Below are 19344 nucleotides of genomic sequence, written 5' to 3'. Positions count from 1 at the left end.
AAGGCGACGCGTCGAGACACCGCGAGATCCGTCAAGACAGTCGTCAAGACCGCTGCAAGAGAGCGACCAAAGAGAACTGCCATGAGACGCGCCGACCGGCTGTTTCAGATCATCCAGGTGCTCCGCCGCACCCGCAAACCGTTGACTGCGGACGCGATCGCAGCCGAGCTCGAGACCTCGAAGCGGACCATCTATCGCGACATCGCGAGCCTGATCGAGCAGCGGGTACCGATCCGCGGCGAGGCCGGCATGGGCTACATCCTCGAGAAGGGTTTTGACCTGCCGCCCTTGATGCTGACACCCGACGAGATCGAGGCCTGCGTGCTCGGCGCACAATGGGTGATCGGCCACGCCGATCCGGCATTGGCGCGCGCGGCCGAGGACCTGATGGCCAAGATCGCGGAGACCGTGCCCGACCGGCTGCGGCCGTTCGTGCTGGAGCCGGCGAGCCGCGCTCGCTCCGCCTGGAACCGCGAGCCCGACCGTATCGACATGGTCAGGACCCGCAGCCAGATCCACGAGGGCAAGAAGATCACGCTGAACTATCGCGACGAGCATGGCCGCGACAGCGAGCGCACGATCTGGCCGATCGCGGTCGGCTATCACGAGGCGGTGCGGCTGCTCGCCGCCTGGTGCGAACTGCGCAGGGATTTCCGCAGCTTCCGCACCGACCGCGTGGTCACCGCTGTTTACCACGACGAGAAGTATCCGGAGCGGCGCGACCTGCTCAGGGCGCGCTGGCGGCGCAGCCTAGTCTGGGAAGCACCGAGGGACACCTGATGGAGGATGACGCGATCGATACGGCCGGCGCAAGCCCCTGCCAGTCCTGCGGCGCCTGCTGCAGCTATTCGGAGAACTGGCCGCGCTTCACGACCGAGGACGATGCAGAGCTCGACCTGATCCCGGCGCAATTCGTCAACGCGCGACAATCAGGGATGCGCTGCGAGGGCGATCGCTGCTCGGCGTTGTCGGGGAAGATCGGAGAGGCGACGCGCTGCGTCGTCTATGCGGTGCGGCCGGAGGTGTGCCGAACTTGTCTGCCGGGCGACGCGGAATGCGCGATGGCGCGCCGCCGGCACGGGCTGCCGCTCATTCCGGGCGCGCAACCGACTTGAGCAGGGCTTAAGCCGTGACCCTGTCGCTGACATCCTCGTCGTCGAGCTCGTCATCGACAACGGGCGCGAAGGTCGACAGCGGCTTGGTCGACAGCGTGATCGGCTTGCGGCCACCATGCGACACGGTCGCAGTGCGAGCCGGCTCGCGCGACAGCGCATAGAGCGTCGACCCGACACGGCCGCCGGAATTGACCAGCTCCCATTCGCTGCAGCTCGACGCGATCGCCACCGCGAGCGCGTGCAGATGGCTGCGCCGATAGCAGAATAGCGCCAGCCTCGCCCGGACATCGGGCGCGACATTGGCGACCAGCAGTGAAAGCCCGTTGGGATTGGCGCGGTACATCTGGCCGAGCAGGTCGTCCGCAACTGGGCAGGCATCGTTCTCGAAGGCGTCGCGGCTTGAAAACATTTGCAAATCCCCCTCGATCGGGAAGATGCCGCGCAATCCTCTAACGAAAGGTTAACCACGGCCTCCGGTCGTCTCCGGAGAGGCTTGCCCGTTGCACGCGAATCACATCCGCCCGCGGTCGGCGGATGGTCGATTGCCTGAAATGAAGGAAGAGGCGTCCGTCAGCCGCTCAGTTCGCGGCCATGTAGATCGACAGCGCGAAGCCGGTGAGGTGGTGCAGCGCCTGGTCGACCCCGATCAGGGTCCAGAACCAGGGATGGTGCGCTTCCAGCGTCACGCCGAAATGCGAGGCGCAGTATCCCTTGCAGCGATCGACGATGACGTGGATCACGAAGTCGACGAAGGCGACGTACCAGAACCGCGGCGCCACCACCAGGATCAGCGCCAGCGCGACCGCGAGATGGACCAGGCAATGCGCGAGCAGCGGCATGGCCCAGCCGGTCTTCTGGTCCTTGCCGATCGCCATCCAGGCGTTCTGCAGCATGAAGTCGGCGATGATGTGCTTCGCCGTGAGAAGCAACATCCATCCCACCAGGGCACCAACCGACACCGACGACGACATGGCAGGAAACAACAAGCTGACGCCCTTTACTTCGATGAATGTGATTGCAAGAAATCCGGGTCAGGCCGTCAGCATAATTCCGCAAACCGAAGCTTGTCTCATTTATGACATCTCCGGCGACGGAATGCACCTGCGGCCCGTCGAAAATCACATCTGGGTGCAGCCGTCGACAGTGGCGATCGTCATGTCGCAGCGCGGCGCAGGCGAGCCAGGATCAAGGTTACGGCCGGCGGCCGGTTTGCGTTCCGCCCGGGGAAGTATATCGTCGCCTGCGTAGGAAATTTTCTTTCTTTTATAGTGATTTACGGATTCACCGGGCAGCGCGGCGCCGTTCCGGCAACGGGCCGTCCCGGACGGGTGATCAGCCATGAGTGCCGAAGCCCCCTCGCCTGCGCCAACGCCGCCGCAGCCGCGCGCTCCGGTCGCCAAGAGCAACCGCGCGCAGATCGTCGTCTTCACCCTGCTGACACTGCTGCTCAGCGCCGTCACCGTGGCCGGCGGCCGGCTCTGGCTGCGCAACTCCGAGACGCTGGTGTTCGCGGTCGGCGATGCCAACGGCCCGGAGGCGAAGTTCGCCGCCCGCCTTGCGACCGTGCTGAAGACCAATTCGTCGCGGCTGCGGCTGAAGATTGCGCCGAACCCCGACAATGCCAAGCGCTGGCACAGTTCGATCGCCGCGACGCCTCGCTTGCCATCCTGCGCACCGACGCCAAGGTGCCGCCGCGCGCCCGCGCCATCGCGATCCTCGAGCATGACGTGGTGCTGGTGCTCAGCCCCGGCGGCAAGAAGATCAAGTCGCTGCCCGAGCTAAAGCGGAAGAAGATCGCGGTCGTCGGCGACGGCGAGAACAGCGTCAATTTTGTCCGCAGTGCGCTCGAGATTTCCGACAGCCCGGATGCCGCGCAGCGGGTGCAGCAGGCGCCGCCGAACACGCCGCTGGACAAGCTGTTCGCCTCGGGCTTTGCCGCCGTGGTCGTGATCGAGCACGCCTCGAAGATCATCAAGGACAAGACCTACGAGCAATATGCCAAGCGCTCCGGCGGGTTCACGTTGAACGCAATCGACGAAGCAAAGGCGCTGGCGCGCAAATATCCGGCGATCTCGGAGGAGACGATCTCGACCGGGATGCTGTCGTCCTCGCCCGCGATCCCCGATGACGAGGTCGACACTATCGGGCTGCAATGGCTGCTGGTGGCCCAATCCTGGATGCCCACGACGACGGCCGCCGAGCTCGCGCGCATCGTCTATGAGAACAAGTCCGAGCTCGCGCTCGACAACGGCTTCGCCTCCAGGATCGAGCCGGCAGCGACCGACAAGGACGCCTTCATCGTCGCCCATCAGGGCGCCGCCGAATACATCAACGACGACACCAAGTCGTTCATGGATCGCTACAGCGACGTGATGTATCTCGGCGCCGCCGCGCTCAGCATCATCGGCTCGATCTTCGCCGCGATCTACACCAAGATCACCCGCGTCGCGCCGGCGAAGGCCAGCGAGCTGGCGGGCCGGATCCTCGATATCGGTGAACGCGTCGCGCGCACCACCTGCACCGAAGACCTCGACGAACTGCAGGACGAGCTCGAGGCGATCCTGCGCGGCGCGGTGATCGGCCTGCGCGACGGCACGGTTTCCGGCGACGGCCTCGACACCTTCAAGCTCGGCTACGAGCTGGTCCGCGACGAGATCGCCCTGCGCCGCGATCACCTCAAGCGCCATCCCCCGGCCGTCGACGACAATCTCGTGGTGGTGAAGAGCGCGAACGCGTGAGTTCTGTTTCAACCGCCGAGCAACTCGTTCGGCGTCATCACGCCGCGCATGCGGGTGATCCGGTGCGAGAGTCCACGGCTCTCCCCGTGCGTCGTCCCTGCGAAAGCAGGGACCCATGTTCCGCGGCGGGCGTAATGAATCGGACCTGTCGTCCCAGCGTCGCTCAACAATGACAGCGATGACAGTTGAGGATGGAATATTGGAGCAAGAAACGTCAGTGCCCGGCGCAAGGCCGGGCATGACGAACCGGCGGAGACAAGCGCGGCAGACAGCGCCGCAACCCCCTTGCTTCAATCGGTGTCGCGGCAGTCGCCGTCGCCCCTGCCGTGGCCGCACGAGCTGCGGTCATGGGCTTCTTCATCGCGGCCGAGGTCGGTGCCGGGCGTGAACGACACGCCGCGCAGCGCTTCGCCGGCGTTCGCGGTACGCAGCGTGGCAAAATGCTCGCCGGCCGGAAGCGTGGTGGCGGACAGCTTGTCGGTGATCGACACAAGCCGGTTCGGATCCGCACCCTGGTCACCGCTGCCGCTTACGGTCGCGGTGATCGCAAAGATCGTCGCGGTACCGTCGCGGTTGACGCGGCCGGTGATGTTGCGCAGGCCGTCGGTCGCCGGCGACCACGGCAACTTGGTCGCCGCATTGTTGCCGGTCGGATAGCCCTTGACCGTATAGGGCACGCCGAGGCCAAGTCCCGCCTGCAGCGTGTAGGCAAGCGTCCAGGTCGTGCCGTTGAACACCCACTTCTGCAATCCCGCGCCGGTCTGCGACGCCGCCGCGGTGTAGGTGTTCGAGGCCGCATCATAGGTCGTGGTGCCGTTGCCCTCATCCGCCACATAGAGCGTCTCGGCGTCGGCGAACCACACGCCGAACGGGAACGAGGTCGCGGTCTTGGCCGGATTGGTCGGGAAACCGCTCAGCACGCACATGTTGTAGGGCGTGACGCCGGTCGTCTGCACCGTCGCGGCGTTGTAGAAGATCGGCGTCGTCGGCAGCGTCGCCGACGGGTTCGGCACCCCGGTGCCGTTCGGGCACGCCTTCGGATTGCCGTTGGCGGCGTTGCCGGAGGTGTCGATGAAGTACAGCGTGTTGACGCCGTTGCCGCCGCTGCCCTTGGTCAGGTAGACCACGTTGTCGAACACGGTCAGACCGCGGAAGTTGGTGTCCTTGCCGATCTTGTCGATCGGCTGGCCGAGCTCGGTGACATTGAAGCTGCCGACCGGAGTCGGCTGGGCCGGATCGGGCTGCTGGGCAAGCGCCGCATCAGCCTCCGTCATGATCTGGGTGCCGGTGCCGACGATCACGCCGACCGGCTGCGTCTTGCCGCCGTTGCCGGCGTTGCCCACCGTGTAGAAAACCCTGCCGCCATGGCGATCGTTGAGGATCGCGGCGCGGCCGTTGTTGCCGCTATAGGCGTTGGTCTTGGTGAAGTGGAAGCGGCCATGCTCGTCGACTTCAGCGACCAGGCGATAATAGGTGCTGGTCACCGGGTTGGTGGGATCGACCACGAAGGGCGTGTTGGAGTTGGAGACATCGATCGCGCCGATCGGGGCGAGGTAACCCATGAACGATACGGTGCGGTGATCGAGCGACAGATTGAGCGCGAGCTCGGATTTCGACGAGAAGCTCGTGACCATCTGGTCCTTGCCCGGCGAGACGCCGCGCGAGGCGCTGTTCGGCACCTCGCGCGAGCGCACATGGTCACCGTCGAGCCGCAACTCGTCGAGCACGATCTTTGCGGTCAGGCCGAACGAGCCGTCGACGAGATCGTTGTTGAACACGGTCGGATAAGTGCCATCCGCCGTGGCGGTCACGCAGTTGGGCGACACGCAGTTCGGAGGCAGCTGGGTGACGCCGGGCGTGATGGTCACGGCGTTATTGGCGAACACGGCGCGGCTCAACAGCAAATGGCCCGGCCGGAAATGAATGTCATCCTCATCGGCGCGCGCGAAGCTGCCGGCAAGCGCGGTCGAGGCGAGCGTGAGTGCAAGAACGGATTTGGAAAGCGGAAGCCCGACAAACAGGCGTGATCCTCTGGCGATCATTGTCATTCTCCCAATGTAAGATTTTTGCAGAGCGAGTGCCGTAATTGCCCACCGCGTCGAGGGGATCGACGCGCGCAATCTGCGGGCGGATTGTTACAGGAGTGCGAACGCGACGACGGCGGAAGGCCCAAGGCTCGATCGTGCTCGCACGAACGCACGCGCGTTTCCGCTCTCCCTGGCCTTATTCACTTGTCACCGTAATGAGTTCGCCGCTTCGGCGTGAAGCCGCCGAAGATTTCACCAGCTCGGTAATCCAGATGGACGGCGCCGCCACTGAAACATTGCGACACATTGTGTTGCCATCGTCGTGTCGAATCACCCGCTCGGGACTTCACTTTGCGGGCGCGCTTGATCGCGCTCGCGATCATGAATTGGCTGCCACCGCTTGGAACGAAGCGGAACACCGGGAGTCGACTCATAGCTCCCGACTTTTAGCCCCCGAGCGCATCGGGAGTAGCGACCCCCTGGTGCCGCCAAACCTCCGGTCCCGGGGGTCGCTGGTCGGCTCGTCCAGGTGCGGGATATTTGTGGCGCTACAAGACCGCGAAAGCGAGCCTTGGGTGGCCCTTGGGTGCGCGGACTTCACAGTCAGTTGAGGCAGCCTTATTGCCTTAGATGGGTCGTCTCGAAAACGAAGACGACCTTGAAGACGGGGCCGTCTTCGGTCCGCACCTCGATCGCAAAATCGTGCCGGTCGTCCAGCGACGCAAGGTCTCTGGCCAACTCGCCGAGCGTACGAGCGGCCTCTAGTTCTGCGGCCCGTTGATCTTCAAATTCCAGCCCCTCTTCATCCGGATAGAGCCCAGTGCCATCTCTGATATCGAAGAAATAGCGCACCATCCAATCGCCTCCATCATTGTCGGCGACAATGGTCAACAACGCGAAGCATAGGGAAATCGTTCCTAAGCGGGCGACGACAGCCAGGCGCTCATGCGAACCGCTGCGCGCCTGATGCCGCTTGCACCCGTGGAGGACCAAGCGTTGCGTCTCCCCGAAAGGACGCGCCGGTCATCCCGCGGCGGCGTCCGACGGCGTGCCGACGGCGTCGAGCTGCCGCCCCTCGTGATCCATGTGCAGATAGTTCGGATTGAACAGGCCGGCGCGCATCAGCCGGTCGAGATTGGGGACGGACAGGGTCTTGCCCTTGAGCACGATCAGCCCCTCGGCGCGCAACTCCTGTAGCGTCCGGTTGACGTGGACCTTGGAGAGTCCAGTGGCGTCGGCGAGGTCGCCCTGGGTCAACGGGAAGTCGCAGCTGTCGCCCTGGGTCAATCCGGCAAGACGCAGCCGCAGCCAGATCTCGCAGAGCAGATGAGCGATTCGCTCCAGCGCCGTGCGCTGGCCGAGGCTCATGGTCCATTCGCGCTGGATCGCCGCATTGACCAGGGTTTCCCACCAGAACGCGGTGACGATGCGCGGATGCTCGGCCGCGACCTTGTCGAAGAACTCGCGCGAGAGATCTGCGATCGACACCGCGGTGATGGTGCCGATCGAATGATCCATCTCGCGCAGGATGAAGACGTTCACGTCGCAGATGTCGCCGGGCAGGAAGAACGACACCACCTGGCGCCTTCCGTCCTCGAGCTGCTTGTAGCGACAGGCCCAACCGGAGAGGATCAGATGGACGTCCTTCGGCTTCTCGCCTTCACGGACGATATCGACACGCGGCCCAAAGTGGCGGACACGCTCGGTCGACGCGCGATTGAGAATGACGTGGTCTACCGGCGAAAGCCGTACGAACTGCTCTAATTTACGGACTAGCGACGCCAACGACATTGATCTCCCCGGATGTCTAATCGGGTAACTGCCGGGCCGTTTTCAATAACGTATGTTACATTGCACAGCTATTGACGTCTGTGCACTAGTGTACAGACGCCGGAGGACTCGACGGTTACAGTCCTCAAGCGCCGTACAATTCGGTTACTGTCAGGGCATCGCCGCCGTTGGCGTTTCAAAAGCCTTGCAAGGGGCGGCCTTGCAAAGCGCCAGCCCTGCAAGCCGTCGCCGCTCAGACGAGCGGCACACCGTAGTAATCATTCACCGCCCGCGTGGTACCGATGTCGGCCCAATTCCAGTCCCGCTCGCTGCCGTATTTGGGCGCGCCGCGCAGCTGCTGCTCGGTCACGCCGGTGACGTAGCCGCCCAGCCTTGTGTCGTATTTGAGCGACTGCCAGGGCAGCGGATAGTGGTCGTTGCCGAGGCCGAGAATGCCGCCGAAGCCGAGCACGGCATAGGACACCCGGCCGCTTTTCTTGTCGATCATCACGCGCTCGATCGAGCCGATCTTGCGCTCGTCCGATCCATAGACCGCGGTGCCTTCGACCTTGTCGCTGCCGATCAGGTTTCCGAGCTCCTTGTCGTCCATCGCCATATCATTCTCCATCGATCTCCCGGGGCCAACGATGGAGCAGCACCTTCGTTCCTGCCGCGTTGCCGCAGGTGCTGCACAGCAAAACATGGTTCAGCCGCTTGGGGGATCTCCGCGATCGTCCGACATCATGCCGGATCCCGGAGTTTTGTCCGCGTCGTTCAACTTTGGATCCCGCGTCGCTTCGGGCTTTCCCGGTTTTCGCTGATCCGTCTTGTGGGCGGTCTGCGCGCGCGCCTTGTCGGCCGGTTGCTCCTGGCCCTTGTCGTCCTTCACGATGCCATGGTTCGAATGTGCCATTGCGTTTCCCTTGGTTCGTTCCCTTGGTTCGATTGCCTTGAAGCTATGCGGGCCCCGGCGATGCAATTCGCCGAGGCCCGTCACCAGAGTGGTCCACTGCCTTCGGGGAGCAAGCAGCGAACGCACGAGCGTTACGCATGGCGCCGAAGATCGTTCCTGCGGTGCTAACGACGATTTCGTTTAAGCCGATGTCATGGGTTAACGACGGCCTCTTGGGAACATGCCTAGTATCGCTGGTTCCACTCTGGAGGCAGCATGATCAAGAAGAAGCGCAACAGGTCGCGGCCTCCCGGATCGTTAGAAGATCGCCTGCAGAAATTCGCCGAGGATTCGCGCCTTGCAGCGCGCAAGCTGCCACCGGGACGGGAACGCGAAACGCTGATGAAGAAAGCCAGGCAGACCGAGACCGTGATGGAAGTCAGCGAGTGGCTGACACTCCGCAAATAGCCGCGCCCCGAAGATGGCCGACAGGGAGAGCTGCGATGATCGAGGAACGGTTTGACTCACGCACGCTTGCCGCCATGAACTTCGCGCTCGACCAGGTCTGCGCCGATGCGCTCCATGGCGAGGAACATGCCACCCGCAAGCGCGTTGCCAGATACATCATCAAGTGCGCCAGGAGCGGCAGAACGACGCTCCCCGAGCTCACCGAAGCCGGGCAGCAGGCGCTGGCCAAGGCCATCGCCGCGGCGGGATAATCGGCACAACCTGCCTTACAACCCGTCTTGCAGACTGCCTTGCTCCTGGCCTTCAGCAAAGGCAGAACCCCATGCGCATTGCAATCAGCATCGGCCTGCTCGTCTTCCTCGTCGCCGTCGGCGCCTACGCCTATGAAGGGCTCACGGTAGACGCTCCGGTGCCGACCTTCGGCATCGTCATGTTCACGATCGGAATTGCAGTTCTGGGCACGGTCTGCGCCGGCCTGATGGGCCTCTTGTTCTATTCCAGCCGCCGCGGCTACGACGAGCCGCCGCATCTGAAGCGGTAGATCCCTCAGAGGCCCCTCGCCTCTTGACCCGTCATCCCCGCGCGCGAATCTCCGCGATCTTGCGCTTGAGCGACGCCTGCCGCGGATCGGGCATGATGGCGGCGCGGGCCTCGGTGATGGCGCCGGCAAGGTCGGCAAGCGCGAGCACGCCGTCGAAGGTCGGCTTGACCAGCCCGTCGATGATCACATGCCAGTCCGCGATGCCCTGGCGATAGGGATCGCCGTACCCCTGGATCATGGTCGCGGTCTGCACGACGGCCGGGGCGGCGGTCGGCTGCTTGGTCAGGCTGCGGTCGATCATGTGCAGCCAGCGCTCGACCCAGACCCGCTCCTTGGCGTAGCGCCCCGAGAACAGCCGCCAGCGCTTCAGGCCCGCCTCGATCCTGAGCCGGCGAACGCTGAAGCGATTGTTGGCGCTGAAGCGGATCGACACCCGGCGGCGACGCCAGCCGAACTGGTCGAGCACGGCAAGCATCGGATCGGCGACCATCTCCGGCAAGGCTTCGATCAACTCGTCAAGGCGGAGCTTCTTGACGTCGTCGGCCGAGCGCACGGCGAGGCCGGCCGCCGCATCAACCTCACCAAGCTTGAGCTGTGCGATCCGGATTGCATCCTCATAGGCCATGCGCTCCGCCATCAGGCAGGCGATGTCGCCGAGCAGCGCGTCGTCGACGCCGCGGCGGCCGACGAAGCGATTGAGCCGGTCGACATAGAGCTGGGCGTAGCTCGTGCTCTGATAGGCGATCAAGCGATGGATGGCCTCGGTGACAACAGGCCCGAGATGACCCGGGCAGGCGTCAGGCAACACGGGCGGCCCCTCGTCCTCATCGCCGATGATGTCGGCGAACAGGTAGCGGAGCGAAGCCAGCAGACTGTCGTCATCCGGCACTGTGGCGCCTCAATAACTCGTCGCGGGGCTCATGCAGGTTTGGGCTCCGCGACTGGTGGGGTGGCGTGCTGCGCGAGCCGCTGCTCGAGCGTCGCGATATTCTGGAACAGGCGGGCGGAGAACAGACGCAGCAAGTAGAAGCCGAACGCCGGGTTCTGGACGTAGAGCTGCTCGACCTGGTCATAGGTCACCGACAGCACCATGCCGGTCTCGACGCATTCCAGCGTCTGGGTTCGCGTGTTCGACGGCGACAGCATGCCGAATTCGCCGACGAGGGCGCCGACCGGCAGCTCGATACCGGATTCGACCAGGCGGAAGCGACCGCTGACGATGTAGAATATGCTGTCGGCCTTCTCGTCCTTGTAGAACAGGACCTCGCCCGCGGCGCATTTGCGCTCCGTCGTGAACGGCCGCAGCCAGTCCATCGACAGGTCGCTGTTGACCGATCGCTTCACGCTGCGGACCAGCTGCAGCATCTGGTGCAGACGATAGGTGTTCACCGGCAGCAGCACGGCATGCAGGATCAGCGTCCCGTAATTGTGGGTCGGGATCGCGGTCACGATCAGGATGATGTTGGTCAGGATGGCGAAGACGCGCAACGGGATCATGGTCCGCATCGACAGCGTCGCGACCACGAAGATCGATGCGAAGAAACTACCGGCGGCGCGGCGTGCTCCGCGAGATGTGAGGTATCCATCGGAAACCAACCAATCCTCAAGAAATGAACAGGATCGCCTTATTAGTCGCTTCATTCCTGCCGAGGTTGCCGACCCTCGCGTCGCAGGCCAACATCCCCTGATATAGGAAGGAAAAGGCGACGATTTGTCCGATTTCTCACATTCGCGGGCGCAAAATCGGGCCAACATGGTTATGCCATTCGTCCGGCCTATGGGCCTTTTGCCGCGATCATGCCGCCACCGCCTGCGCGTTGACGGCCTCAACCGGGAGAGGCACGTTGTGACCTCGGCCCGGCCACGCGCGGGGTCTCGATTCCCGCAGTTCAGCGACAGGCAAGCACCGTTCCGATGTCCAAGCCGCTCGTCCTTCCGGCCTTGACGCGCTTCGTTGCCGCCACCGCCGGTCGCAACATGACCACTGCGGCCTATGTCGCGGTCGCGGTAGGCGTCGCCATGATGACGCTGCTGACGGTCGCGCCTGCCTATGACGCGGTCCCGCGCTGGGTCGACGCACTGCTGTGGGCCTGCCTGGCGTATTTCGTGTTCGAATGGCTGGTGCGGCTGCGCCACATGCGACGGCAGGACAAGTTCTGGTTCTACCAGCTGTCCAGCGCCGGCATCGTCGACGCGATCGGCGCGCTGGCGGTGCCGCTGGCGCTGCTCTCCGGGATCGAGCCGAAGACCGCATGGCTGCTCGGCGTGCTCTGGGTGCTCAAGGTGGTGCCCGGCATTCCCGGCCTGCGCCAGCTCCGGCGCGTGCTGGTGGTGGAGTCCGGGCCGCTGCTCAGCGTGCTCGTGATCTTCCTGATGGTGGTGTTCCTCGCCTCGGTCGCCGAATATTTCCTGGAGCGCGACGTCCAGCCGCAAACCTTCGGCAGCGTGCCGGCGGCGCTATGGTGGGCGGTGGTGACGCTGACCACGACAGGCTATGGCGACGTGGTGCCGATCACCCCGCTCGGCCGCGTGGTCGCCGCCATGGTGATGATCTCGGGCCTCGGCGTGTTCGGGCTGTGGACCGGTATTCTGGCGACCGGTTTTGCCAACGAGACCCGCCGCGACAATTTTCTGAGAACCTGGGAGGCGGTCAGCAAGGTGCCGTTCTTCGCGCATCTCGGCCCGGCCGCGATCGCCGACGTCACCCAGATGCTGCGGACCATGGATCTGCCGCCGCGCACCATGATCATCCGCAAGGACACCAACGGCGACTGCATGTATTTCGTCGCCGCCGGCGAGGTCGAGGTCGACCTGCCGGGGCGTAAGGTCAAGCTCGGCGAAGGCGCGTTCTTCGGCGAGATGGCGCTGCTCGGCAACGCCAAGCGCGGCGCCAGCGTCTCGACCAGCAAGGTGACCCGGCTGTTGGTGCTTGACCTCGTCGATTTCCGCCTGTTGATGGCAAGGCATCCCGATCTCGCCGAGACCATCGATGCCGAGGCGAGGCGGCGCGAACGTGAGAACCAATGATGGAGACCAAGATGGCTGATGCGGCCGACACCGCCAGCGGACCCGTGCTCGAAATCGCGGGCGCGCGCGCCACGGTCCGCCTCAACCGGCCGAAGCATCTCAACCGGTTGCAGGCCGAGGACCTCGGCGAGCTCGTCCGGCTGTTCGACCGTATCGAGGCTGACCCGGCGATCCGGGTGCTGGTGCTGACCGGGACCGGCCGCGCGTTCTCGGCCGGCTATGATCTCAACTCGGTGGCGGAGCGCGCGGTGAGCGCCAGCGAGCAGCAGAGCGCGGGCTCTGCGTTCGAGGTCGTGGTCAACCGCCTCGAGGATTTGAGCGTGCCGACGATCTGCCGGCTCAATGGCGGCGTCTATGGCGGCTCGACAGACCTCGCGCTCGCCTGCGACTTCCGTATCGGCGTCGATACCGCCGAGATGTTCATGCCGGCGGCGCGGCTCGGGCTGCACTATTACAAGAGCGGCATCCAGCGCTACGTGACGCGGCTCGGCGTCGACAACGCCAAGATGCTGTTCTTGACCGCGCAGAAGATCTCGGCGCCGGAGATGCTGCGGATCGGCTACCTCACCGCGATGGTGCCGCCCGAAATTCTCGACGAGGAAGTGGACAGGCTGGCGACGATCCTGGCCGGCAACGCGCCGAAGGCGATGGCCGGCATGAAGCGCGCCATCAACGAATTCGCCCGCGGCGAGCTCGATGAGGCCGCGGCCGACCAACGCCATCGCGACAGCATGCGCGGCGACGAGATCAAGGAAGGCATCAAGCGTTCGCCGAGAAGCGGGCGCCAAGGTTTTAGTCGAACGGCCGGATAGCGTCTCACCCTCCCCTGGAGGGGGAGGTGAAGCAGCGACCCGCTACGCCCGCTTGCTCCGCATCGCGCGCGTCTGCGCGACCTCGGGATCACCAGCCAGCGCCTGGTAGCGCTTGCTGTCGACGGCGTAGATCGCGATGCGGCCTTCGGCGTCGGCGTGCACGCCCCAGCCGAAACGCTTACCGAGCGGCGAGGCGCGCATGCAGGCCTGGCCGCGCGAGAAGAACGTCTCGCGGGCAAGGCCGCGTTCCTTCTTCCCCGCCTTGCCATCAAGCGCGCGGCCGGCCGACGACGTGGCGAACACCACATCGTCGGACGTGTATTTATAGGGCGCGCCGGCAATCATCCGGTATTGCAGCACGGCGACCGTCGGCTGGCCGCCGCGCGGCTGCGGCTCCTCGCCGCGCTGCGCCGGGCAATCCTCGGCGACGCGGATCAGGGTGTTGAAGCAGTTGGTGCTGTGCAGGACTTTCGCCATCGGCACGATCCGTATCACACTCCGGCGGCGACGGCATGCTGCGCCGCCATCTCGTCGTCGGCCTTCGAGATCCGGACGAAGGCCGGACGCGCGACGATGCGTTCAGCGTAACGGACGAACACGTCCCGTTTCGGCACGATACCGAACATCATGGTCCAGGAGAGCGCAACGCCCCAGAGGATGTCGGCCGCCGTGATCTCTTCGCCGAACAGATAAGGCCCCTTGGCGAGCTGCGCCTCGAGTGCGGCCAGCATGGTGTCGTAATCGGCATAGGGCGATTGCGTGATCGGCGCCGGCACGCGCTTCATGAAATGATCGATCACGGCCGGCTCGAACGAAGAGCCGTAATAGGCGATCCAGCGCAGATACGGGCCGCGTCGGGGGTCGTTCAGCGCCGGCGTCAGGCCGGCCTGCGGAAACAGATCGGCGAGATAGATGAAGATCGCGACCTGCTCGGTCACCAGCGCGTCGCCGTGGCGGATCGCCGGCACCTTGCCGAGCGGATTGATGGCGAGATAGGCGTCCTTGCGCTGCTCGCCCGCCTTCATGTTGAGGATGTGCAGATCATAGGGCGCGCCGAGTTCCTCGAGCAGCACGCGGGTGCCGGTGGCGCGGCTCTGCGGCGAGTAATACAGCGTGAGGCGGTCGGTGGGGGCAGCGGTGGTCATGGCAGGTCTCCTTGCGCCGACAGGGGCATGATCCCTTTATGTCCGCCTATACCTGACATCCTGTGTCAGGTATGATTTTCCCATGCGCGCGAGCCGGCTGTTTTCCATCCTTACCACCCTGCAGGCGCGGGGACAGGTCACCGCGCCCGAGCTGGCCGAGGCCTGCGAAGTCTCGGTGCGCACGATCTATCGCGACATCGACGCGCTCTCGGCCGCAGGCGTGCCCGTCTATGCCGACCGCGGCGCCGAGGGCGGCTACCGGCTGCTCGACGGCTACCGGGTGCGGCTCAATGGGCTGTCGCAGGGCGAGGCCGAGGCGCTGTTCATGACCGGGCTTCCGGGACCCGCCGCCGCGCTCGGCCTCGATGCCGCGATGATGGCGGCACAGACCAAGCTGATGGCGGCGCTGCCGGAGAACTTGCGCCCCAACGCGAACCGCTTGCAGCAGCGTTTCCATCTCGACGCGCCGAACTGGTTCGGCGAAACCGAGGAGCCGAAGCATCTGCGCGCGATTGCCGGCGCGGTGCTGCGCGAGAACCTGATCGAGATCCGCTACCAGAGCTGGAAGGCCGAGAAGCGGCGGCGCGCGGCGCCGCTCGGCCTCGTGCTGAAGGGCGGCAGCTGGTATCTTGCCGGTCTCGTCGACGGCAATGTGCGCACCTACCGCGTCGCGCGGGTGCTGGATTGCACGATCCTGGAGAGGCCGTTCACGCGTCCGGCAGACTTCGACCTCGCGGCCTACTGGCGCGACTCGATCGAGCGGCTCGAGGCCGAGCTGCATCCGAACGAGGCCACGGTGCGGCTGTCGCCGCTCGGGCTGAAGCTGTTCGATGCGCTGGCGCATCCTTACGTGAAGGCGCGGATGCGGCTCGCCGATGGCACCGACACCGACGGCTGGCGCGTCGCCACCATGCCGGTCGGCAAGACCGTATGGCACGCGGCGAGCGAGCTGCTGCGGCTCGGCGCCGAGGCCGAGGTGATCGCGCCCGACGAACTGCGCGAGAAGATGGCCGAACTCACCGGCGCAATGGCTGAGCGCTATGCCGACGCACCGCCGCGGCGCGTGGCAAAGCGCCGGGCCAATGGTCAGTAACGGCTGTCCGAACTGATGACGAAGCGATCGACAAGATTGACCGGCAATATCTCGAACTTGTCGAGCGTCAGCGTAATCCCGGTCACGAAATCAATCGCCTTGATCGTGCCCTGGAGATCGATCCGACGGCCGCGGCGCAGGCCGCGTGTTTCCGGATGTTGCTCGATATCGATATAGGCATAGATCGGATTGTCGAGCCGCGCATGGCGGTGCCAACCTCGTTGCAGGAAGCTGAATTGCAGCACCGAACCTGCGCCCCAGTCGATCGCGTCGAAGAAACGGGTCTTCCACGCGACGCCCTGCCCCAGATAATGCGCGGCGATGTACGCGTCGCGCTCGAGCGCAGGCAGCCGGTGCAGTTGCCAGCTGATCTCAGCCGGCGTCGGAGCGGCGTTGTTCGCCATTGTTCTTCTTGACGTTTCTCGTGTCGCTTCTTCTTGTCCTCGGCAGAGGGGTAAGTCCCGCCTTGAGGAAACTATACATCAACGAATGTGACAGTATCAGCCACAGTTGCGCGTGACGTGCGGTAGCTGTTCACTTTGTGTGCATGATCCGCATAGCCGAACGAGATACCGCAGACCACGCGGCGATCGTCAGCCAGGTTGAAATGGCGGCGGATCAAGCCGGAATGGCGGGCGAGCGCGGCCTGCGGGATGGTGCCGAGCCCGAGCGCCTGCGCGGCCAGCATGAAGTTCGAGACATATCCGCCGCAGTCGATTGCACCATAGATGCCGAGCGGCTCGTTGGTGTGGATGACGGCGACATGTGGGGCGCCGAAGAAATTGTAGTTCTCCAGCGCCTGCTTCGAATAGGCGGCCTTGTCGCCTCGCGCAATGCCGAGCGTGTTGTAGAGCTGGAAGCCGCTTTCGCGGCGCCGCTCCAGATAGACCCCGACATATTCGCGCGGCGGCGTGAAGTCGTGATCGTCCTTGGCTCCGGACGCGGCCTCGGCATAGATCGCCTTGCGGAAACGCTCCTTGGCCTCGCCGCTCGCGATCAGCACCTGCCAGGGCTGGCTGTTGCACCAGGACGCGGTGCGCTGCGCGACACTGAGGATATGTTCGATGACCTCGCGCGGCACCTCACGCGGCAGAAACGCTCGCACCGAGTAGCGCTCGTTGAGCAACTCCTCGAGCGCACCGATGCGGTCTTCGGATGAATAGCGCGTGTTCGTTTTCGCATCCATGCTCAGCGCCCCTTGGTCGGGATCTTGTTGTAAGGCACGTCCTTGTCGACCCGGATGTCGCCGGGCAGGCCCAGCACGCGCTCGGCGATGATGTTGCGGAGGATCTCGTCGGTGCCGCCGGCGATGCGCATCGAGGGCGACGACAGCAGCATCTGCTGGAACTGGCCGTTGGCCTGCTCCTCATCGGTGCCGGTGAGGCTGCCGGCTGCGCCCTCCAGGTCCATCGCATAGGTCGCGATGTCCTGCAGCATCAGGCCGGAGACGAGCTTGCCGATGGAATTCTCCGGCCCCGGCCGCTCGCCCTTCGACAGCGCTGAGATGGCGCGGTAGCTGGTGTATTTCAGCCCGCTCGCCTTCACCGCCCAGCTCGCAAGCTTGGAACGGACCGCCGGATCGTCGATCGCAAGCCCGTCCTCGAGCATCAGGTTGGAGCAGAACTCGAACATCTCGGGCACGCCGGTCGCAAGCCGCGCGCCGATCGACATGCGCTCGTTCATGAGCGTGGTCAGCGACACGCTCCAGCCCTCGCCGACCGCACCAAGGCGCTGGCTGTCCGGGATCACGACGTCGGTGAAATAGACCTCGTTGAATTCCTGCATGCCGTTGGCCTGCTTGATCGGCCGCACTTCGCGCCCGGGCTCTTCATGTCGAGGAAGAACATCGTGAGGCCCTTGTGCTTGGGCACATTCGGATCGGTACGCGCGATCAACAAGCCGTAATCGGAGTAGTGCGCGCCCGAGGTCCAGATCTTCTGGCCGTTGACGACCCAGTTGTCGCCCTTCTTCTCGGCGCGGGTACGAAGCCCCGCGACGTCGGAGCCGGCCGACGGCTCGGAGAACAGCTGGCACCAGATCTCCTCGCCCGCAGCGAGCTTCGGCAGATAGCGGCGCTTGGCATCCTCGCTGCCCCAGGCCATCACGGTCGGGCCGCACATGCCCTCGCCGATCTGGAACGGTTGGGTGAGCTTGCCGTAGACGCCCTCTTCCTGCTGCCAGATCACGCGCTCGATCGGGGTGGCGCCACGGCCGCCATATTCCTTCGGCCAGTGCAGGCAGGCCCAGCCGCCTTCCGCCTTCTTCTTCTGCCAGGCCTTGCCGACCTCGACCATGTCGTGCTTGGCGAGCCTGATGCGGCCGAGCGACGACTTCGAGAGCTCGGGCTCGAACTCCTTGGGCGCGTTGGCGGCGATCCACTTGCGCGCAGTGGTGCGGAACTCGGCTTCCTGCGGCGTGTCATCGAAATTCATGGCGAACCTCTTTTTGATTTCACGCGCGCTCAGGCGCGGCCCTTGGTCGGGATCTTGTTGAAGGGAACGTCCTTGTCGACCCGGATATCGCCGGGCAGGCCCAGCACGCGCTCGGCAATGATGTTGCGCATGATCTCGTCGGTGCCGCCCTCGACGCGGGTACCCGGCGCACGGAGCAGCATCGCCTGGAACTTGCCGGCGACCTCAGCATCCTCGGGCCCGCTCAAGGCGCCGGCGGCACCCTGCAGGTCGAGCGCATAGGTCGCGACATCCTGGATCATCGAGCCGGCGACCAGCTTGCCGATCGAGTTCTCCGGTCCCGGGCGCTCACCGCGCGACAGCGCGGAGATCGCCCGCATGCTGGTATATTTCAACCCGCTCGCCTTCACCGCCCAGCTCGCAAGCTTGGAGCGGACCGCGCGGTTCTCGATCGCGGGCCCATCCTCCAGCATCAGGCTGTTGCAGAAATCGAACAGCTCGGGAAAGCCGGTGGCGACGCCGGCGCCGATCGACATGCGCTCGTTCATCAGCGTCGTCAGCGACACGTTCCAGCCGTCATTGACATTGCCGAGCCGCTGCGAGTCCGGAATCCGCACGTCGGTGAAGTAGACCTCGTTGAAGTCGGACGCGCCGCTCGCTTGCTTGATCGGCCTGACCTCGACACCCGGGCTCTTCATGTCCAGGAAGAACATGGTGAGACCCTTGTGCTTGGCAACCGTCGGATCGGTGCGGGTCAGCAGGATGCCGTAGTCGGAATAATGCGCGCCCGAGGTCCAGATCTTCTGGCCGTTGATCACCCATTCGTCGCCGTGCTTCTCGGCACGGGTGCGCAGGCCGGCGACGTCGGAGCCGCCGGCGGGCTCGGAGAACAACTGGCACCAGATCTTCTCGCCGGAGGCAGCGGCGGCAGATATTTGCGCTTCTGCTCCTCGCCGGCGAACGCCATCATGGTCGGCCCACACATGCCGTGACCGATGATGAACATCGAGCTGAGGCGGCCGAACGGGCCCTCCTCCTGCTGCCAGATCACGCGCTCGATCGGCGAGGCGCCGCGGCCGCCATACTCCTTCGGCCAGTGCAGGCAGGCCCAGCCGGCATCGGCCTTCTTCTTCTGCCAGGCCTTGGCGACCTCGAGAATGTTGGCGCCCTTGAGCGCAACGCGGCCGAGCGAGGCCTTGCGCAGTTCGTCTTCATATTGCTTCGGCGCATTGGCTCCGATCCAGGCTTTCGCCTCGGCGCGGAATGCGGCCTCCTGCGCGGTATCGTCGAAATTCATGACGGTCC

General features: G+C 64.8%; 21 protein-coding genes and 5 pseudogenes. 10 read left to right on the top strand and 16 right to left on the bottom strand.

Translation table 11 applies throughout. From position 1 onward, the window contains the following. Positions 1–81: 81 nt before the first annotated feature. Together ALC15_RS24990 and ALC15_RS24985 are read left to right on the top strand one after the other, a co-directional pair. Positions 82–780: a helix-turn-helix transcriptional regulator gene (locus tag ALC15_RS24990; protein WP_050629554.1), complete on the top strand. Its 699-nt coding sequence runs from the start codon at positions 82–84 to the stop codon at positions 778–780. Next, positions 780–1115, top strand: a complete 336-nt coding sequence (locus ALC15_RS24985; protein ID WP_050629553.1) for a YkgJ family cysteine cluster protein — start codon at positions 780–782, stop codon at positions 1113–1115. The genes ALC15_RS24990 and ALC15_RS24985 overlap by 1 nt, the downstream gene beginning before the upstream one ends. 7 nt (positions 1116–1122) lie before the next feature. Here the strand turns inward: ALC15_RS24985 and ALC15_RS24980 are convergent, their stop codons facing one another. Both ALC15_RS24980 and ALC15_RS24975 read right to left on the bottom strand, forming a co-directional pair. Next, positions 1123–1524, bottom strand: coding sequence for a hypothetical protein (locus ALC15_RS24980; RefSeq protein ID WP_050629552.1), 402 nt, complete (start codon positions 1522–1524; stop codon positions 1123–1125). Positions 1525–1693: 169 nt separating this feature from the next. Beyond that, on the bottom strand, positions 1694–2047 hold the full coding sequence (locus ALC15_RS24975; protein WP_094194084.1) for a DUF3307 domain-containing protein: 354 nt from the start codon (positions 2045–2047) through the stop codon (positions 1694–1696). On the opposite strand from ALC15_RS24975, the gene ALC15_RS45535 reads away from it, so the two are divergent. After that, a complete protein-coding gene (locus ALC15_RS45535) occupies positions 2034–2363 on the top strand; it encodes a hypothetical protein (RefSeq protein WP_210168605.1) in 330 nt (109 codons plus the stop codon). The two genes, ALC15_RS24975 and ALC15_RS45535, sit on opposite strands and share 14 nt — an antisense overlap. Before the next feature lie 90 nt (positions 2364–2453). Continuing rightward, a pseudogene (locus tag ALC15_RS24970) lies at positions 2454–3853 on the top strand (TAXI family TRAP transporter solute-binding subunit). Positions 3854–4143: 290 nt separating this feature from the next. On the opposite strand, the gene ALC15_RS24965 reads toward ALC15_RS24970, so the two are convergent. The 6 genes from ALC15_RS24965 to ALC15_RS24945 all read right to left on the bottom strand — a co-directional run bounded on the left by ALC15_RS24965 (position 4144) and on the right by ALC15_RS24945 (position 8647). Continuing rightward, complete coding sequence (locus tag ALC15_RS24965; RefSeq protein WP_200914693.1) at positions 4144–5895, bottom strand: hypothetical protein; 1752 nt, start codon at positions 5893–5895, stop codon at positions 4144–4146. Positions 5896–6080: 185 nt separating this feature from the next. Beyond that, a complete protein-coding gene (locus tag ALC15_RS43500; protein ID WP_157860939.1) occupies positions 6081–6299 on the bottom strand; it encodes a hypothetical protein in 219 nt (72 codons plus the stop codon). A gap of 199 nt (positions 6300–6498) precedes the next feature. Next, on the bottom strand, positions 6499–6873 hold the full coding sequence (locus ALC15_RS47650; RefSeq protein ID WP_347336313.1) for a DUF6894 family protein: 375 nt from the start codon (positions 6871–6873) through the stop codon (positions 6499–6501). Between the two features lie 30 nt (positions 6874–6903). Further along, positions 6904–7665: a Crp/Fnr family transcriptional regulator gene (locus tag ALC15_RS24955; protein WP_050629618.1), complete on the bottom strand. Its 762-nt coding sequence runs from the start codon at positions 7663–7665 to the stop codon at positions 6904–6906. Positions 7666–7903: 238 nt separating this feature from the next. Then, a complete protein-coding gene (locus tag ALC15_RS24950; RefSeq protein ID WP_162240513.1) occupies positions 7904–8266 on the bottom strand; it encodes a PRC-barrel domain-containing protein in 363 nt (120 codons plus the stop codon). Between the two features lie 90 nt (positions 8267–8356). Further along, a complete protein-coding gene (locus tag ALC15_RS24945) occupies positions 8357–8647 on the bottom strand; it encodes a hypothetical protein (protein WP_244486247.1) in 291 nt (96 codons plus the stop codon). A gap of 171 nt (positions 8648–8818) precedes the next feature. Between ALC15_RS24945 and ALC15_RS24940 the strand changes: the two genes are divergently transcribed. From ALC15_RS24940 to ALC15_RS24930, 3 genes are all read left to right on the top strand, one after another. Continuing rightward, positions 8819–9010: a hypothetical protein gene (locus ALC15_RS24940; RefSeq protein WP_050629547.1), complete on the top strand. Its 192-nt coding sequence runs from the start codon at positions 8819–8821 to the stop codon at positions 9008–9010. Positions 9011–9045: 35 nt separating this feature from the next. After that, positions 9046–9261, top strand: coding sequence for a hypothetical protein (locus ALC15_RS24935; RefSeq protein WP_050629546.1), 216 nt, complete (start codon positions 9046–9048; stop codon positions 9259–9261). Between the two features lie 71 nt (positions 9262–9332). Continuing rightward, positions 9333–9551 (top strand): hypothetical protein, encoded by a 219-nt coding sequence (locus ALC15_RS24930; RefSeq protein ID WP_050629545.1) that lies wholly within the window; start codon positions 9333–9335, stop codon positions 9549–9551. A gap of 31 nt (positions 9552–9582) precedes the next feature. Here ALC15_RS24930 and ALC15_RS24925 read toward each other — a convergent pair whose 3' ends face one another. Together ALC15_RS24925 and ALC15_RS24920 are read right to left on the bottom strand one after the other, a co-directional pair. Beyond that, positions 9583–10440 carry a DUF6537 domain-containing protein gene (locus ALC15_RS24925; RefSeq protein ID WP_050629544.1) on the bottom strand — a complete coding sequence of 286 codons (858 nt, stop codon included), beginning with the start codon at positions 10438–10440 and terminating at the stop codon, positions 9583–9585. A gap of 29 nt (positions 10441–10469) precedes the next feature. Then, a pseudogene (locus tag ALC15_RS24920) lies at positions 10470–11137 on the bottom strand (Crp/Fnr family transcriptional regulator). A 328-nt stretch (positions 11138–11465) separates the two neighbouring features. Between ALC15_RS24920 and ALC15_RS24915 the strand changes: the two are divergent. Then, positions 11466–12578 (top strand): cyclic nucleotide-gated ion channel, encoded by a 1113-nt coding sequence (locus tag ALC15_RS24915; protein ID WP_050629543.1) that lies wholly within the window; start codon positions 11466–11468, stop codon positions 12576–12578. Positions 12579–12589: 11 nt separating this feature from the next. Then, positions 12590–13374 (top strand): annotated as a pseudogene (locus ALC15_RS24910) (enoyl-CoA hydratase/isomerase family protein). Between the two features lie 58 nt (positions 13375–13432). Here ALC15_RS24910 and ALC15_RS24905 read toward each other — a convergent pair. Beyond that, positions 13433–13867, bottom strand: coding sequence for a DUF6157 family protein (locus ALC15_RS24905; protein WP_050629542.1), 435 nt, complete (start codon positions 13865–13867; stop codon positions 13433–13435). Between the two features lie 14 nt (positions 13868–13881). After that, on the bottom strand, positions 13882–14535 hold the full coding sequence (locus ALC15_RS24900; protein WP_050629541.1) for a glutathione S-transferase family protein: 654 nt from the start codon (positions 14533–14535) through the stop codon (positions 13882–13884). An 82-nt stretch (positions 14536–14617) separates the two neighbouring features. Between ALC15_RS24900 and ALC15_RS24895 the strand changes: the two genes are divergently transcribed. Next, positions 14618–15628: a helix-turn-helix transcriptional regulator gene (locus ALC15_RS24895; RefSeq protein ID WP_050629540.1), complete on the top strand. Its 1011-nt coding sequence runs from the start codon at positions 14618–14620 to the stop codon at positions 15626–15628. Here the strand turns inward: ALC15_RS24895 and ALC15_RS24890 are convergent. The 4 genes and pseudogenes from ALC15_RS24890 to ALC15_RS24875 form a co-directional block, all read right to left on the bottom strand. Next, positions 15622–16032 carry a hypothetical protein gene (locus ALC15_RS24890; RefSeq protein WP_050629539.1) on the bottom strand — a complete coding sequence of 137 codons (411 nt, stop codon included), beginning with the start codon at positions 16030–16032 and terminating at the stop codon, positions 15622–15624. The two genes, ALC15_RS24895 and ALC15_RS24890, sit on opposite strands and share 7 nt — an antisense overlap. A 71-nt stretch (positions 16033–16103) precedes the next feature. Next, positions 16104–16814, bottom strand: coding sequence for a nitroreductase (locus ALC15_RS24885; RefSeq protein WP_050629538.1), 711 nt, complete (start codon positions 16812–16814; stop codon positions 16104–16106). A gap of 2 nt (positions 16815–16816) precedes the next feature. After that, positions 16817–18060: pseudogene (locus ALC15_RS24880) on the bottom strand (acyl-CoA dehydrogenase). 29 nt (positions 18061–18089) lie between these two features. Continuing rightward, positions 18090–19336 (bottom strand): annotated as a pseudogene (locus ALC15_RS24875) (acyl-CoA dehydrogenase). Positions 19337–19344 lie beyond the last annotated feature (8 nt).

It is taken from the genome of Bradyrhizobium viridifuturi (assembly GCF_001238275.1).
Classification (GTDB): domain Bacteria; phylum Pseudomonadota; class Alphaproteobacteria; order Rhizobiales; family Xanthobacteraceae; genus Bradyrhizobium; species Bradyrhizobium viridifuturi.
Note: the sequence above shows the minus strand (reverse complement) of the source record. Positions and strands in the feature narration are given on the sequence as shown.

What these genes read in the sequence shown, in the direction of transcription:
- ALC15_RS24990 (WP_050629554.1), top strand. Translation starts at nt 82, where the DNA reads ATGAGACGCGCCGACCGGCTGTTTCAGATCATCCAGGTGCTCCGCCGC.
- ALC15_RS24985 (WP_050629553.1), top strand. Translation starts at nt 780, where the DNA reads ATGGAGGATGACGCGATCGATACGGCCGGCGCAAGCCCCTGCCAGTCC.
- ALC15_RS24980 (WP_050629552.1), bottom strand. Translation starts at nt 1,524, where the DNA reads ATGTTTTCAAGCCGCGACGCCTTCGAGAACGATGCCTGCCCAGTTGCG.
- ALC15_RS24975 (WP_094194084.1), bottom strand. Translation starts at nt 2,047, where the DNA reads ATGTTGCTTCTCACGGCGAAGCACATCATCGCCGACTTCATGCTGCAG.
- ALC15_RS24965 (WP_200914693.1), bottom strand. Translation starts at nt 5,895, where the DNA reads ATGATCGCCAGAGGATCACGCCTGTTTGTCGGGCTTCCGCTTTCCAAA.
- ALC15_RS24950 (WP_162240513.1), bottom strand. Translation starts at nt 8,266, where the DNA reads ATGGCGATGGACGACAAGGAGCTCGGAAACCTGATCGGCAGCGACAAG.
- ALC15_RS24940 (WP_050629547.1), top strand. Translation starts at nt 8,819, where the DNA reads ATGATCAAGAAGAAGCGCAACAGGTCGCGGCCTCCCGGATCGTTAGAA.
- ALC15_RS24935 (WP_050629546.1), top strand. Translation starts at nt 9,046, where the DNA reads ATGATCGAGGAACGGTTTGACTCACGCACGCTTGCCGCCATGAACTTC.
- ALC15_RS24930 (WP_050629545.1), top strand. Translation starts at nt 9,333, where the DNA reads ATGCGCATTGCAATCAGCATCGGCCTGCTCGTCTTCCTCGTCGCCGTC.
- ALC15_RS24915 (WP_050629543.1), top strand. Translation starts at nt 11,466, where the DNA reads ATGTCCAAGCCGCTCGTCCTTCCGGCCTTGACGCGCTTCGTTGCCGCC.
- ALC15_RS24905 (WP_050629542.1), bottom strand. Translation starts at nt 13,867, where the DNA reads ATGGCGAAAGTCCTGCACAGCACCAACTGCTTCAACACCCTGATCCGC.
- ALC15_RS24900 (WP_050629541.1), bottom strand. Translation starts at nt 14,535, where the DNA reads ATGACCACCGCTGCCCCCACCGACCGCCTCACGCTGTATTACTCGCCG.
- ALC15_RS24895 (WP_050629540.1), top strand. Translation starts at nt 14,618, where the DNA reads ATGCGCGCGAGCCGGCTGTTTTCCATCCTTACCACCCTGCAGGCGCGG.
- ALC15_RS24890 (WP_050629539.1), bottom strand. Translation starts at nt 16,032, where the DNA reads ATGGCGAACAACGCCGCTCCGACGCCGGCTGAGATCAGCTGGCAACTG.
- ALC15_RS24885 (WP_050629538.1), bottom strand. Translation starts at nt 16,814, where the DNA reads ATGGATGCGAAAACGAACACGCGCTATTCATCCGAAGACCGCATCGGT.